The following is a 14,874-nucleotide window of genomic DNA, read 5'->3' as shown; positions in this document are numbered from 1 at the left end:
GTCAGTGGCCCAGGGCCGCGAGGACGATGTAGCCCTTCACCGGCTCGCCATTCTCGAAGCGCAGGACCTCCTGCCGGAATTCACTCGCCACCAGGCCCGCCTGCGCCAGCGCCGAGCGGACATATTCGGCGCTCTGCTGGTAGCGGGCGTTGCGGGTGAGGACCCAGCCCGTGCCCGGCTCACCGGCCTCAATGCTGAACAGAAAGAAGCCGCCCGGCGCCAGGCGCGACCGCGCCATGGCGAAGACCTCCTCCAGCGCCCCGAAGTAGCAGAGCAGGTCGGCCATGAGGATCACCGCATATTGCGAGCCATCCTCTTGCATCGCGGTCAGGACGTCGGCGCAGCGCAGCTCGGTATAGACTTGCTTCGCCTGCGCGGCTTCCAGCATGCGCGGCGAGAGGTCGATCCCGACCAGCCGCCCACCCAGGAGATCATACAGGACGGCCCCCATGAGGCCGGTGCCGCAGCCCAGGTCGAGCACGTCGCCCAGCATGGCGCGGCCCTGTGCCACATCCGGATGCTGCGCCTCGATCATGCGGAGCATGACGCCCGGGATCCGATAGCCCAGCGAGAAGAGCGATTCCTCGAAGCGTGTCGCGAAGCCGTCGAAGACCTCGGTCACATATTGCTCGCTCGCCCGGTCGGTCTCCGCCGGGCGGGCGCCGACGGCAGCGGCGAGGTGCCGCAGATAGGCGTTGTCTGGCTCCAGTGCCGAGGCTTCGGCATAGGCCTCGCCAGCCCGATCGGTGAGGCCGAGCCGATGACAGGCCTGCCCCAGCATGGACCAGACGCCGCTCTCCGGCGGCGAGATGGCGAGCGCCGCCTCCAGCATCGTGATGGCGCGCTCGGCCTCGCCGGCCAGGATCGCGTTCTGCGCGCGCAGGACCACGAGGCCGCGCGGCTTGCCCGACAGGCTCTCCGCCAGGGCATAGAGCTCTTCGGCCGCCTCGTAGCGGCTGGCCCGCATGAACGCCATGGCCAGCATCGCGGCGGCCAATGCGTTGCCGGGCTGCTCCTCGAAGACCTGATGGAAGAAGAACAGCGCCTCGTCATGCCGGCCAGCCTCGGACAGGCAGGTGGCCAGGAGCGTGCGGGCCTCGAGGCTGCCGGGCTGCGCCATCACGGCGGCCGCGGCGTCGTCCATGCCGCCCCGGGTGTCTCCCTGTCCACGCCGGATCCGGGCGCGCAGCAGGTGCAGCGTGCCGTCAGCCTCCTTGGCGGCGATCGCCGTATCGGCGGCGAGGAGCGCCTCCTCGCCGCGGCCGGCCTCCAGCAGCGCCTCGGCCAGCAGGCCGAAAGCCTCCGGTGGTGCGCCCGGCACCACGACCGCGCGCTCCAGCATGAGGAGGGCTTCGGCGGTGCGCCGCTCGTTCAGCATGCTGCGGCCACGATCGAGCAGCCGCATCACGACAGCGGGATCAACGGCCGTCCTGGCCGCGGGGAGGATGTGCATCTCGATTGTCCTCAGGCCCAGAGCGCGGCCGCGATCTGTTCGTTGATCTGGATGATGTGGTCCGTGTCGGGAACCTCCGCGTCGCATTCGCGCAGGACGGAGCGGGCCAGCGAGGCGAGCTGGGCGCGAAGCGGCACGGGCAGCCGGTTGCTCGGGTCGATCACGGCGCTGAGCACCGCATCCCAGAGACGGCGATTGTCGGCCAGCGCGCGGGCGAGGATGACGGGATTCTCGTTGTCCAGCGCCTCCCGCAGGGCACGCGTGGCGCGGCCGTATACTTCGGCCTCCATCTGCTTGGGCGTGAGCTGGCGGCGGTAGCTTCCGGCGGCGGCGGAATGGCTGGCGTAGGACATGGAACGGGTTTCCTCCATCATGGGGGACTATCGACGGCCGGCGGCGCCGGAGAGGGAAGGACGGGCGGCCTCCTGCCGGCCCGCGAGGCGTGGATCAGCGGAAGAGCGACAGCAGGACCTGGGGCGCCTGGTTCGCGATCCCCAGCGCCTGGCTGCCCAGCTGCTGGCGGATTTGCAGCGACTGCAGCCGCGCCGATTCCTTCGCCAGGTCCGCATCGATCAGCGCGCCCATGCCCGCCTCCTGTGCGTCCATCTTCGCCTTGTTGAAGTTGATCTGGCTGTCGACGTACTTGCTGTAGCTGCCGAGGTTGTTCATCGCGGTCAGCGTGTTGTTGATCGCGACGTTCACCGCGCCGCCCGTGGTCAGGGCCGCGCCGAAGCTGCTGATGGCATTGGCCAGCGTGGTGCCCGCGGCCACTCCGCCGGTGGTCATGCCCAGGGCCGTCAGCGCCGTGAAGCCGGCCTCGCCGTTGATGCCCTTGGAGGCGATCTTGGCGAAGGAGTAGGAAGCTCCCTCGCCGTTGCGCACGGTCTTGATCTCGCCCAGTGTCGTGCCCACGGCGGTGGCGGCCGCCGCGGTGTTGAGCATGGACTGACCGTTATAGGTCGTGTCCGTCACAAAGTTCGAGATCTGGCTGAACTTCTCCTTCAGCGCGGCCATGTACTGCTGGCGCTGCGCCGGCGTGATGTTCGCGTCCGAGAGCGCCACGACGGTGGACTTCACGTCCTTCAGGGCGTTGGAGATGTTCTCCAGGCCCGTGCGGGTCGTGTCGAGCAGGCCCTTGATGCCGCCGAGCTGCTGGTTGGCCGAGGTGGTGGAGGCGAGATCGCCGCGGATGCGCTCGGCTACTGCATAGGCCGCGCCATCGTCCCGCGCGTCGGCCACGCGATAGCCGGTGGAGATGCGCTTCTGCGTGACCTCCATCTCGGCGCTGGTCTTGTTGAGCGACTGGAGCGCGACCATCGCGCCCATGTTGGTGTTCACGGAATTGAGCGACATTGGTCTTTTTCCTTTGCCTGTTGGCTGCCCCCGAATTCCGGGGGCAGACGCATGTTGGGCGTCGGGAAGTTAAGAAAGGCTTACGGGGCTCGATTTTCGCCGCTCATCGTGGATCCGCCCCGAAGCGTCCCGGCTCGGGGACCTCCGTTCCCGGTCTTCGCGCCAGCAGGACGAGGCTCGCGGCCGTGCCGACCAGGTCGGCGAATTCCAGCAGTGGCCGGTAATACTCGCGGCCCCAGAAATCATGCATCGCCACCACCCCCTCCGGCGCCAGGCGGGCGAGCGCGGCCAGGACGCAGGCCACGCGGAAGCGGCCGTCGACGAGCACGAAGCCCGGCGCCCGGCAGAGCAGCCAGGGCGCATTCCAGTAGAGCGGCCCATCGGCGTAGCGTGCGGAATCCGCCGGCCAGCCCCAGGTGGCGACCGGGCCCAGATCCGCATGGATGCCACGCCAGCGGCCGGAGGCCGCCGCCGCGACACAGCCGGGCTCCGCGCCCAGGCGGGCCAACCATTGGGGATCGGATTCCACGGAGACGAGCGGTCCGCCCAGCTCTTCCAGCAGGAGAAGCGTGCTGCCGCCGCAGCCGAATTCCACGGCCGATTCCGCGCCGGCCGCGGCGTGGCGCAGCAACTGCTGCTCGGCGTGCGACATCACCGGCTGAAGCCCGGCGATGGATGAGGGGGTGTCCAGCATTTTGCGGGTCCAAGCCTGTCTGCCGCCAGGATGGGCCCGGGAAGGTTAACGGATCGCTAAAGCCAAGGCGGAAATCGCTCAGATATCCGCATAGATATGCGTCTCCGCCCGCGCGCCCGGCTGGGTCACTGCGCCGGTTCGCGCCGGGCCCACGGTCTGCGCGTATTTCCAGAGCACGCCCGAGTTGAAGTTGTGCCCACGCGGCGTCCATTCCGCCCGGCGGCGCTCGATCTCCGTCCCGTCCAGCTCCACGTCGATCGTGCCGGCCTCGGCGTCTATGACGATGCGGTCGCCATTCTTCAGCAGCCCGATCATGCCGCCCACCGCCGCCTCCGGCCCGACATGGCCGATGCAGAAGCCGCGCGTGGCGCCCGAGAAGCGTCCGTCGGTGATGAGCGCGACCTTGTCGCCCATGCCCTGGCCGTAGATGGCGCTGGTGGTGCTCAGCATCTCGCGCATGCCGGGGCCGCCCTTCGGCCCCTCGTAGCGGATCACGATCACATCGCCGGGCTTGTAGGCGCGCGCCTCGACAGCGGCGAAGGCATCCTCCTCGCAGTCGAAGCAGAGCGCCGTGCCCTCGAAGCGCAGCTTCTCCAGGCCGGCGATCTTCACGATGGCCCCCTCCTCCGCGAGGTTGCCCTTCAGCGCGACCACGCCGCCGATCGGCGAGATCGGGTTGGACACGGGATGCACCACGTCCTGGCCCTTCGGGAAGACCACGTCGCGGTGGTTCTCCGCCAGGGTCTTCCCGGTCACGGTCATGCAGTCGCCGTGCAGCAGTCCGCCCTCGAGCAGCGCCTTGATGATCACCGGAACGCCGCCCACGCGATGCACGTCCAGCGCCACGTATTTCCCGCCGGGCTTGAGGTCGGCGATGTGGGGCGTCTTCCGCATGATCGCGGCGACCTCCTCCAGCGGAAAGTCGATGCCGACCTCGTTGGCGATGGCCGGCAGGTGCAGCCCGGCATTGGTGGAGCCGCCTGTGGCGCCCACGATGGCCGCGGCGTTCTCCAGCGCCTTGCGCGTGACGATGTCGCGCGGGCGGAGCTGGCTTCTGATCAGATCCACCACGGCGAAGCCGCTGCGATAGGCGTATTCGTCGCGCTCCGTGTCGGGCGCCGGCGCGCCGGCCGAATAGGGCAGCGCAAGGCCGATCACCTCGGAGATGCAGGCCATGGTGTTGGCGGTGAACTGCCCGCCGCAAGCGCCGGCGCCGGGGCAGGCATGCTCCTCCAGCTCCTGCAGCTCGGCGTCGGACATGTTGCCGGCGGCGTGCTGGCCGACGGCCTCGAAGATGTCGAGCACCGTGACGTCGCGGTTGTTGTGGCGCCCCGGCATGATGGAGCCGCCGTAGAGGAAGACGCTCGGCACGTTCAGCCGCAGCATGACCATCATCATGGCGGGCAGCGTCTTGTCGCAGCCGGCGATGCCGACAAGCGCGTCGTAGCAATGGCCGCGCATGGTGAGCTCGACCGAATCCGCGATCACCTCGCGCGAGACCAGCGAGGCCTTCATGCCCTGGTGGCCCATCGCGATGCCGTCGGTGACGGTGATGGTGGTGAACTCGCGCGGGGCGGCGCCGGCGGCGGCCACGCCGCGCTTGGCGGCCTGGGCCTGGCGGCTGAGCGCGATGTTGCAGGGCGCGGCCTCGTTCCAGCAGGAGGCGACGCCGACGAGCGGGCTCTCGATCTCCTCGCGGGTCATGCCCATGGCGAAGTAGTAGCTGCGGTGCGGGGCGCGTTCCGGGCCGATGCTGACGTGGCGGCTCGGCAGGCGCGACTTGTCCCAGGCGGTCATGGCGTTTCCCTTTGCTGACGCCAGGAAACCCCATTTCAACGGAGATGCAAGAACATGAGGTTCTTGCCGGGGTGCCCGAGGGGCGGAGCCCCTCGATCCGACCTAGCTCGCGATGCGCGCCATGGCCGCGTCCAGCCGCGCGATCTCGGCCTCCGCATCGGCGAGGCGTTCGCGGTTCTCCTCGATCACCTCCTCCTTTGCCTTGGCGATGAACTCGGCATTGCCCAGCTTCGCGTTGATCTTCTTCACCTCGCCCTCGGCCTTGGCGCGGTCCTTGGCGAGGCGGGCGCGCTCTGCGCCGAGGTCGATCACGTCGGCGAGCGGCAGGAGCAGCGTCGCCTCGCCGACCACGGCCTGCACGACGCCCTTGGGCGGCGCGCCCTCCAGCACCTCGATCTCGGTCACGCGGGCGAGGCGGCGGATGGCGTCGATCCAGCGGTTGGCGCGGGCGAGCGTCTCGGGCGCGGCGCCCTGCACCAGCAGCTTCGTGGTGACGGAGGGCGGCACGTTCACCTCGGCGCGCACGGCGCGCACCTCGGAGATCAGGCGCACCACGCCATCCAGCTCTGCGCGGGCTTCGGCGGCCCCCTGCACGGTCACGGCCTCGGGCCAGGGCGCGGTGATCAGGCTCGCCTCGCCGCCATAACCAAGGCGGGTCCATAGCTCCTCGGTGATGAAGGGCATCACCGGATGCAGCAGGCGCAGGATCACGCCTAGCACATGCTGTGCGGCCCCCCTCACCTCCTCCTTCTCGGCGCCGTCCGGCCCGTTCAGGACGGGCTTCGCAAACTCCAGAAACCAGTCGCAGAAACTGTTCCAGGTGAAGCGGTAGAGGGCGTTCGCGTAGTCGTCGAAGCGGAAAGCGTCGAGCGCGGCGGTCGCCTCGGCGAGGGCGGCATTCGACCCGTCCAGGATCCAGCGCGCCAGCGGGCTCGTCGCAGCGGAGGGATCGAAGCCCGGCCGCGCCGCGATGCCGTTCATCTCGCAGAAGCGCGCGGCGTTCCAGAGCTTGGTGGCGAAGGCGCGGTAGCCCTCCATCCGCGCCTTGGCGAGCTTGATGTCGCGCCCCGGCGAGGCCAGCGCGGCCAGGGTGAAGCGCACGGCATCCGCGCCATAGGCATCGATGAGCTCGAGCGGGTCGAGGACATTGCCCTTCGACTTGCTCATCTTGGCGCCCTTCTCGTCGCGCACGAGGCCATGGATGACCACATGCTTGAAGGGAACCTCGCCCATGATGTGGATGCCGAACATCATCATCCGGGCGACCCAGAAGAAGATGATGTCGAAGCCCGTCACCAGCACGTCGGTGGGGTAGTACTTGGCGAGCTCCGGGGTCTGGTCGGGCCAGCCCAGCGTGGAGAAGGGCCAGAGCCCGCTGCTGAACCAGGTGTCCAGCACGTCCTCGTCGCGGGTGAGCTCCACATCGCGGCCGAACTTTTGCCGCGCGGCTTCCTTCGCCGTTTCTTCATCCTTCTCGACGAAGATGCTACCCTCCGGCCCGTACCAGGCCGGAATCCGATGCCCCCACCAGAGCTGGCGCGAGATGCACCAGGGCTGGATGTCGCGCATCCACGCGAAGAAGGTGTTCTCCCACTGCTTGGGAACGAACTCGGTCCTGCCGGTCTCCACCGCCTCGATGGCCGGCTTCGCCAGCGTCGCCGCATCGCAATACCATTGCAGCGTCAGCCGCGGCTCGATCGGCACGCCCGAGCGGTCGCCATGCGGCACGGTGTTGCTGTGCGGCTCGACCTTCTCGAACAGCTCCAGCCGCTCCAGCTCCGCCACGATGCGCTTGCGCGCCTCGAAGCGGTCCACCCCGGCCAGCGATCGCACGAAGCCCGGATCGGCCACGCCCTCCACCGCGCGCAGGTCGCCCGCGATCTCGTCGAGCCAGATGCGCGCCTCGGCGTCCAGCACCGAGGGCATCGGCAGGTCGTGCCGGCGGCCGACATTGTAGTCGTTGAAGTCGTGCGCGGGGGTGATCTTCACCGCGCCCGTGCCCTTCTCCGGATCGCTGTACGTATCCGCCACGATCGGGATCGCGCGGCCCACCAGCGGCAGGATGGCCTTCTTCCCCACGAGGTCGGCGAAGCGAGGATCCTCCGGATGCACGGCCACGGCCGTGTCGCCCAGCATGGTCTCCGGCCGCGTGGTCGCCACCAGGATGAAGCGGCCCGGCTCGCCCTCGATCGGGTAGCGCAGGGTCCAGATCTGCCCCTTGGTCTCGCGGCTCTCGACCTCGAGGTCGCTGATCGCCGTCTGGAAGACCGGGTCCCAGTTCACGAGCCGCGTGTCGCGGTAGATCAGGCCTTCCTTGTGCAGCCGCACGAAGACCTCGATGACAGCCTTGGAGAGGCCGGCATCCATGGTGAAGCGCTCACGCGGCCAGTCGAGCGAGGCGCCGAGCCGGCGAAGCTGGCGCGTGATGGACCCGCCGCTCTCCGCCTTCCACTCCCAGATCCGGTCCACGAAGGCCTCGCGGCCGAGCTCCTTGCGGGTCTTGCCCTGAGTGGCGAGGAGGCGCTCCACCACCATCTGCGTCGCGATGCCCGCGTGGTCCATGCCCGGCATCCAGAGCGCGTCGCGCCCCTGCATGCGGCGGTAGCGGATCAGCACGTCCTGCAACGTGTTGTTCAGCGCGTGGCCGATATGCAGGCTGCCCGTGACGTTGGGCGGGGGGATGACGATGGTGAAGGGCTGCGCATTGCGCTCCGGATGCGCGGAAAACGCGCCGGAGGCTTCGGAGGCGGCATAGAGCCGCGATTCCATGGAGGCGGGGTCGAAGGCCTTGTCGAGCATCGCGCAGAGGTCGAACGCGCCGCGCGGCGCGTCAAGTGCTTAGAGCGGCAGGTCAGCCCTGCCGGGACATCACCCGTTCGATCTCGGCCCGCACCAGCCGCTCCACCGTGGCCGGCAGATGGGCGTCGAGCCAGGCCTTGAGCATGGGGCGCAGCTCCTCGCGCACCACCTCCTCGATGGAGGGGCCGCCCCGCGTGACGGTCACCGCGCGCTCCTGCGCCAGGCGGGAGAGCTGCCCGAAGGCCGAGGCGGCCGCGGCGGCGGCGGAAGGATTGACCAGGCCCGGCGGGGTTTCCTGCGGCTCCAGGGACATGAGGAAGGGCTCCGGCTGAGGGGGCGGCGGCGGCGCGGCCCCAAGGACGGGTTCATGCACAGGGGCTGGCGCAGGAACGGGCGGCGGAACAGGCTCGGGGGCGGGCGGAGCCGCGGGAGTCGCGGGCACCACGGGGCCGGCGAGGCTCTCGGGCGGGGCGATCATCATCTCGGGCGTGAGCTGGATCGCCGCCGGCGGCGCAGCCGGCGCTGGCACGATGGTCGCCGCGGCCTGCTCATCCTCGTTCAGGATCTTGCGGATCGAGGCGAGGATGTCGTCCATCGACGGGTCCGTCCCGCCCGGGGGCCTGGAGGCCGACATCAGCGCCGGACGGAGGCGGTGGAGTAGTCGCCCAGGCCCACCCAGCGGTTGCGCACGGCGTTGTAGTAGGCCGTCATGTCGTAGAGCTCGACCGGCAGGCCCAGATCCTGCGCCGTCAGCCGCCCGATCGAGGCCGCCAGCGCGTAGGAGCCAGTGATCACCGAGGACAGCGCATTCACCAGGCTGGTGCGCGCGTTCAGCAGCTCCTGCTCGGCGTTCAGCACGTCGAGCGTGGTGCGGCTGCCGACGATGGCCTCGCGCTGCACGCCGTCCAGCGCGATCTCCTGTGCGCGGATCTGGGCGCGGACGCTCTCGACCTGCGAGCGGTTGCTGCGCAGCGTCTCCCAGGACTGCGAGGCGTTCTGGGCCGCGAGCCGCCGCTGCTCGTCCACCTGGGTGATGGTCTGCTGCGCCTGCTGCCGCGCCTGGCGCACCGCCGAATGCTCGGCGCCGCCCTGGAAGATGGGCACCGAGAGGTTGATGGTGGCCTGCCCGCCCGTCTGGCGGGTATGGATCGTCGTCTGGTTGTCCTGCCGGAAGGCCTGGGCATTGGCCGAGATCTGCGGCAGCAGGACCGACATCTGCACGTCGATGTTGTCGCGCGCCGAGGCCGCGGTGAAGAGGGCCGCCACCACGTTGGGGTTGTTCGCGATGGCCACGGCCTGGGCCTCCGCCGCGCTGCGGACGGGCACGTTCAGCGGCTGCGGGTTGGTCAGCCGCTGGGGCGCGGCGCCGATCACGCGCTCGAAGGTGGCGCGTGCGATCTGCAGCGTGCCCTCGGACTGGGTGCGGGTGGCGCGGGCGCCGGCCAGGCGGCTCTCGGCCTGGGCGACGTCAGTTCGGGTGATCTCGCCGACCCGGAACCGCTCGTTGGTCGCCTGGAGCTGGCGCATCAGCACCTGCTCGTTGTTGATGTTGAGGCGCAGCAGCTCCGTGTTCTGGATCATGCTGATATAGGCCTGGATGGCATCGCCCAGCACCTGCTGCTCGGTCGCGAGCAGGCGGGCGCGCTGCGCCAGCACCGTGTTCTCCGCCTGCCGGGTCTGCGACACGGTCCGGCCGCCGCGGTAGATCGGCTGGGTCAGGGTGACCGTCGCCGAGGCAGGCGTGCGCTCCTGCCGGAGCGTGGACGGGATCGGGCCGGTGGTGCCGTTGACGAGCGGGCCCACGGGGTCGCGGAAGAAGAAGCTGCCGTCGGGCCGGAAGATCTGGCTCTGGCTGCGGGTGCGCACGTCGGCCACGCCGGCGCTGCCGGCGATCACCACCGTCGGCCGCCAGCCGGACAGCGCCTGGGGCACGCCCTCGTCCACCGAACGGAGCTGGGCGCGGGCCGCGAGCAGGGTCGGGTTGTTGTTGTAGGTGGAGGCAAGCGCCTCCTGCATGGTCTGCGCAGAGACAGGCGTGACTGCAAAAATCCCCGTCGTGAAAAGTCCGGCCGCCGTGGCAGACAGGAGAACAATCCTCATGCCCAGATGCATATGTCCCACTCCGTTCCCGCTGCCGGGCGATTATAGACGCTTCCCGGCATATCGCACCACCGCCGGAAATTTGAAGTCACCCAAACCGGGAAGGTGACTCAGAAGACGAAGCCGGGCGCCGGGGCAAAGTCCGGCAGCAGGGCGCCGGCCGCGTCGGGACCGGGCACCTCGGTCAGGCCGCCGCCCAGCTTCCGCAGCATGAGGATGCGCCCCACCTGCCCCGGCTCCCGCCGGATGACCAGCAGCCGCCCGCCCTCGCCGAGCTGCGAGCCCAGCGCCGAGGGCACGGATTCGACCGCGCCCTCGATGAGGATGAGCCGGAAGGGCGCGCCGGAGGGCAGGCCCGCTTTCGGGTCGGCCGTCATCACCGCCGGGCGGTTGCCGTGCAGGCCAAAGCCGAAGGCCTGCTCGGAGGCGCCGGCCAGGGCGGCATCGGATTCGACGGCCGTGACCTGGAGGCCCATCCGGGCCAGCACCGCGGCGCCGTAGCCGGTGCCCGCCGAGAGCACCAGCGCGCGCTCGCCCGGCTGGGGCAGCGCCAGCTGGATCATCTTGGCCAGCACCATGGGCGCCAGCATGGAGCGGCCGTCGCCAAGCGGCACCGCCTCGTCTGCATAGGCCCGGTGGCGGAGCGCGGACGGCACGAAGGCCTCGCGCGGAATCTCGCCCATGGCGCCCAGCAGCAGCGGGTCGTTGATGCCGTTGGGGGCGAGCTGGCCGTCCACCATGAAGCGCCGGGCCCGGGAGAAATCCTCTTCGATCGCGAGAACATCGGTCACCAGGCTCTGCGCCATATCCACTCACCCCAATCCTGATGGGCGGTTTATAGGCCGGGTGGCGCGCCGCGGAAAGCAGCCCGCCTTGACCGAAGCGCCGCAGGGCCCGATACAGCGCAGCCCATGGGGTCCGATGGCCGAGTGGTTAGGCACAGGTCTGCAAAACCTGCTACGGCGGTTCAATTCCGCCTCGGACCTCCACTCCCCCCTGGCGCTCTCCCCTCAAAGCGGCAGCAGGATCGGCACCAGCAGCAGGCTGACGGCCATCACGATCAGGCTGAGCGGCACGCCGACCTTCACGAAATCGCCGAATCCGTAATTGCCGGGACCCACCACCAGCGTGTTCACCGGCGAGGAGATGGGCGTCATGAAGGCCGTCGAGGCCGCGAGCGCGATGATCATGGCGAAGGGATAGGGCGAGGCCTCCATGTCCCGCGCCACCGCCAGCGCCACCGGCGCCATCAGCACGGCGGTGGCCGTGTTGGAGATGAACAGCCCCAGCATCGCCGTGATCAGGAAGAGCAGCCCCAGCACCATGCGCGGCGAGGCGTTGCCGGCGATGGCCGTCACCGCATCGGCCGCCAGTTCCACCCCGCCCGTCCGCTGCAGGGCCAGCGAGAAGGGCAGCATGCCGACGATGAGGATCAGGCTCTTCCAGCTGATGGAGCGGTAGGCCGCGTTCATGTCGATGCAGCCGAAGGCGCCCATCAGCAGGCAGCCGATCAGCGCCGCATGCACGTTGGGCACGAGACCGCTGATCATGAGGCCCACCGTCAGCGCCAGGATGGCCACGGCCTGCGGCGCCTTGCTGGCGGCCGGTAGCACCTCATCCATCTCGGCCGGCAGGCCGAGGAGCACCATGTCGGAGAACTCGGACTGAAGCCGCCGGATGTCCGACCAGAAGCCCGTCACCAGCAGCGTGTCGCCGACCTTGAGATGCTCCTCCAGCAGCCCCTGGCTCAGCACCTTCCGCCCCCGCCGCAGCCCGATGACGGTGAGGCCCGATTCGGAGCGCACCCGCGCCTGCAGCACCGTCTGGCCCACCAGCGGCGAATCGGCCGGGATGATGACCTCCGCCATGCCGATCTCCTGCGAGCGCTCGGTGACGTAGCTGCCGTCGCCGAGCGGGAGGATCTGGAGCCCGTACCTCTCCCGGAGAGCCTCGATCTCGACATCGGGCAGGATGACGTCAAGCAGCAGGATCTGCCCGGCCTCCAGCACCGTCCGGGCCGAGGGGCGGATCACCTCGGTCGAGAAGCGGCCGCCGATCTCGATGGCCAGCAGGTTCACCCCGCTCGACCGCAGCGAGAGGTCGTCCAGCTTCTGCCCGACCAGCGGCGAGCCCATCATGATCCGCACGCGATAGGCGCGCTCGGCCAGCCCGTACTGCTCCACCCAGTCCTGCAGGTTGGCCCGCCCCTGCCCGGCCATGGCCGGCCGCGCGCTCGGAAGCAGCCGGCGCGCGAAGAACATGTAGGCCGTGCCGATGATCAGCATCGGCAGGCCGAAGGGCGTGAAGCTGAAGAAGCCGAAGCCCGCGCCCCCCTGCCGCACCAGTTCCGCATTCACCACGAGGTTCGGCGCGGTGGCGACCAGGGTCATCATGCCGCTCATCAGCGCCGCGATGCTGAGCGGCATCATGAGCTGGCTCGGCGCCGTGCCGGTGTTCTGGCAGATCCGCAGCACGACCGGGATGAAGATCGCCACGACAGCCGTCGAGCTCATGAAGGCACCGAGCCCGCCCGAGGCCAGCATCAGCAGGATCAGCATCCGCGTCTCGCTGTTGCCGGCCTTGGCGTTCAGCCAGTCGCCCATGCGCCGCGCGACGCCGGTGCGCACCAGCCCCTCGCCGATCACGAAGAGGGCCGCGATCAGCACGATATTGGCGTCCGAGAAGCCCGCCAGCGCCTCGTTGATGGTGATGACGCCGGTGAGCGGCATCACCGCGATCATGATGAGGGCGACGGCGTCCATGCGCGGGCGATTCGCCACGAACATGACGACGGCGGTGCCGAGCAGGAGGAGGACGAGGATCAGGTCGATGTTCATGGGGGACGCCCCTCAGAATGGCCAGAAGACAGGCACGAGAAAGGTCGCGATCAGGAAGGACCAGCCAAGCAACGGCAGGCCGAGCTTCCAGTAGTCGCCGAAGCGGTAGCCCCCCGGCCCCTGCACCATCAGGCTGGCCGAGGCGGCGATGGGAGTGAGGTACGATGCGGCTGCCGCGACGGCGACCACGACCAGCGTGGTGCGCGGCGAGATGCCGACCTCGGTGGCCGTGGCGATCGCGACCGGGATGAGGATCAGCGCCGTCGCCGTGCTGCTGATGAGCTGGCCGAGCAGCGCCGTCAGCACGAAGAGCGCGGCCAGCATCTTGTAGGGGCTGGCCTCGCCGAGCAGCCCGACCAGCGTGTCGGCGATCAGCGTGGCGGCCCCCGTCTTGCGCATGGCGATGGAGAGCGGGATCAACGAGGCGATCATGATCAGCGCCGTCCAGTTGATCGCGCGATAGGCTCGCTCGGCCTTCAGCACGCCGAGCAGCACCGTCGCGCAGGCCGCCGTGACGCCGGCGATGACGCTCGGCACCACCCCCGTCGCCAGCGCCGCGACCATGGCCAGCAGGATCGCCACCGCCCGCGCCGCCCCCGTGCCGAGCGGGATGGCCTGGCCGCGGATGGCCTCCGGCGAGGCCACCACCAGCACGTCCGGATCGTCCGAATGCTTCTCCAGCGCCTCCCAGCGGCCCTGGACCAGCAGCGTGTCACCGGCGGCCAGCTTCACCTTGCCGGGGCCCAGATTCTCGCCGCGCCGCTGGATGCCGAGGATGATGAGGTCGCCCTCCGGCGTGATCATCCCCGGGAAGACCGTATCGCCGATCAGCCCGGAGCGCGGCGGCAGCACCACCTCCGTGAAGCCGTGGGTCTGGTTGAAGAGCGAGGCGCTGAGCTCGGCGCGCTTCGCCGGCTCGGCATCCTCGAGCTGCTTTTCCGCGGCGAAATCGGCGACGGCCTGGGACTCGCCGCGCATGAAGAGAATGTCGCCCGCGGCCAGCACCGGATTGGCCATGGGCGGCCGCCCGCCGCCGGGCCGGATCGCGATCAGGCTGAGGCCGGGGCGGTTCTCCGCCTCGATCGCCGGGCTCGGCTGGCCGACGAAGGGCGAATCAGGCGTGATCACAAGCCGGTGCATGCTCTCGAAGACCTGGTACTGCTCGGCCAGCGTGCCGGAATGCCGGCTGAGGTCCTGCGGGATGCCGCGCCCGGCCCGCATCGGCAGCAGCCGCTCGCCGAAGAAGACGACGATCACGATCGTGCCCGCCAGCAGCGGAAGGCCGACCGCTGTCACCTCGAAATAGCCGAAGGGCGCCATCCCCGCCTCCGTCGCGGCGTCGGAGACCAGCACGTTCACGAGGCTGCCGGTCAGCACCAGCATGGAGCCCGAATAGGAGGCGAAGGCCAGCGGCATCATGAGCTGCGAGGGCGACCAGCCCAGCCGCACCGCCACCAGCACCAGCACCGGCAGCAGCGCCGAGACCGCCCCGCTGGACCCGATCAGCGCCGTGAGGAAGGCGACCAGCAGCATGGCGAGCACCAGCAGGCGGCGGCGGCTCTTCCCCGCCTGGGCGATCAGCAGCTTGCCCGCCCAGGCGGTGACGCCGGTTGCGTCCAGGCTCGCGCTCACCACGAAGAGCGAGGCGATGAAGAGCACCGTCGTGTCGCCGAAGCCGGCCAGCGCCTCGCGATGGTCGAGGATGCCAGTGAAGTAGAGGGTGAGCGCGGCCGCCAGCGCCACCGGCGCGATGGGCACGCGGTTGGAGACGAAGAGCAGCACCATCACGCCGATGACGGCGAAGGTGATGGAGATGTCGCTCACGGCGCGGAGCCCCGCGC

11 protein-coding genes and 1 tRNA gene are annotated in these 14,874 nt (G+C 69.7%); 1 reads left to right on the top strand and 11 read right to left on the bottom strand.

Going from position 1 to position 14,874, the window contains the following annotated elements:
- Window position 1: 1 nt before the first annotated feature.
- The 9 genes from AC1ROY_RS10850 to AC1ROY_RS10810 form a co-directional block, all read right to left on the bottom strand.
- Window positions 2-1,453 carry a tetratricopeptide repeat protein gene (locus AC1ROY_RS10850; RefSeq protein ID WP_493148817.1) on the bottom strand — a complete coding sequence of 484 codons (1,452 nt, stop codon included), beginning with the start codon at window positions 1,451-1,453 and terminating at the stop codon, window positions 2-4.
- Between the two features lie 11 nt (window positions 1,454-1,464).
- Entirely contained in the window at window positions 1,465-1,806 is a 342-nt protein-coding gene (locus tag AC1ROY_RS10845; protein ID WP_493148816.1) for a flagellar biosynthesis regulator FlaF, read from the bottom strand.
- A 94-nt stretch (window positions 1,807-1,900) separates the two neighbouring features.
- Entirely contained in the window at window positions 1,901-2,806 is a 906-nt protein-coding gene (locus AC1ROY_RS10840) for a flagellin (RefSeq protein WP_493148815.1), read from the bottom strand.
- A 103-nt stretch (window positions 2,807-2,909) separates the two neighbouring features.
- Window positions 2,910-3,500: a hypothetical protein gene (locus AC1ROY_RS10835; RefSeq protein WP_493148814.1), complete on the bottom strand. Its 591-nt coding sequence runs from the start codon at window positions 3,498-3,500 to the stop codon at window positions 2,910-2,912.
- 78 nt (window positions 3,501-3,578) lie between these two features.
- Window positions 3,579-5,297 carry a dihydroxy-acid dehydratase gene (gene ilvD / locus AC1ROY_RS10830; RefSeq protein ID WP_493148813.1) on the bottom strand — a complete coding sequence of 573 codons (1,719 nt, stop codon included), beginning with the start codon at window positions 5,295-5,297 and terminating at the stop codon, window positions 3,579-3,581.
- Between the two features lie 102 nt (window positions 5,298-5,399).
- A complete protein-coding gene (locus AC1ROY_RS10825; RefSeq protein WP_493148812.1) occupies window positions 5,400-8,096 on the bottom strand; it encodes a valine--tRNA ligase in 2,697 nt (898 codons plus the stop codon).
- Between the two features lie 52 nt (window positions 8,097-8,148).
- Window positions 8,149-8,691 carry a DUF2497 domain-containing protein gene (locus AC1ROY_RS10820; RefSeq protein ID WP_493148811.1) on the bottom strand — a complete coding sequence of 181 codons (543 nt, stop codon included), beginning with the start codon at window positions 8,689-8,691 and terminating at the stop codon, window positions 8,149-8,151.
- Window positions 8,692-8,729: 38 nt separating this feature from the next.
- Complete coding sequence (locus AC1ROY_RS10815) at window positions 8,730-10,196, bottom strand: TolC family outer membrane protein (RefSeq protein ID WP_493148810.1); 1,467 nt, start codon at window positions 10,194-10,196, stop codon at window positions 8,730-8,732.
- 110 nt (window positions 10,197-10,306) lie between these two features.
- On the bottom strand, window positions 10,307-10,987 hold the full coding sequence (locus tag AC1ROY_RS10810; protein WP_493148809.1) for a protein-L-isoaspartate O-methyltransferase family protein: 681 nt from the start codon (window positions 10,985-10,987) through the stop codon (window positions 10,307-10,309).
- A gap of 124 nt (window positions 10,988-11,111) precedes the next feature.
- On the opposite strand from AC1ROY_RS10810, the gene AC1ROY_RS10805 reads away from it, so the two are divergent.
- Window positions 11,112-11,185 (top strand) — tRNA-Cys (locus AC1ROY_RS10805).
- 21 nt (window positions 11,186-11,206) lie between these two features.
- Here AC1ROY_RS10805 and AC1ROY_RS10800 read toward each other — a convergent pair.
- Both AC1ROY_RS10800 and AC1ROY_RS10795 read right to left on the bottom strand, forming a co-directional pair.
- Entirely contained in the window at window positions 11,207-13,033 is a 1,827-nt protein-coding gene (locus tag AC1ROY_RS10800) for an SLC13 family permease (RefSeq protein ID WP_493148808.1), read from the bottom strand.
- 12 nt (window positions 13,034-13,045) lie between these two features.
- Entirely contained in the window at window positions 13,046-14,857 is a 1,812-nt protein-coding gene (locus AC1ROY_RS10795) for an SLC13 family permease (RefSeq protein ID WP_493148807.1), read from the bottom strand.
- Window positions 14,858-14,874: the final 17 nt, after the last annotated feature.

The organism is Roseococcus sp. GW821-FHT12F05, from assembly GCF_058806835.1.
This window is presented reverse-complemented; position numbering and strand designations above follow the sequence as displayed.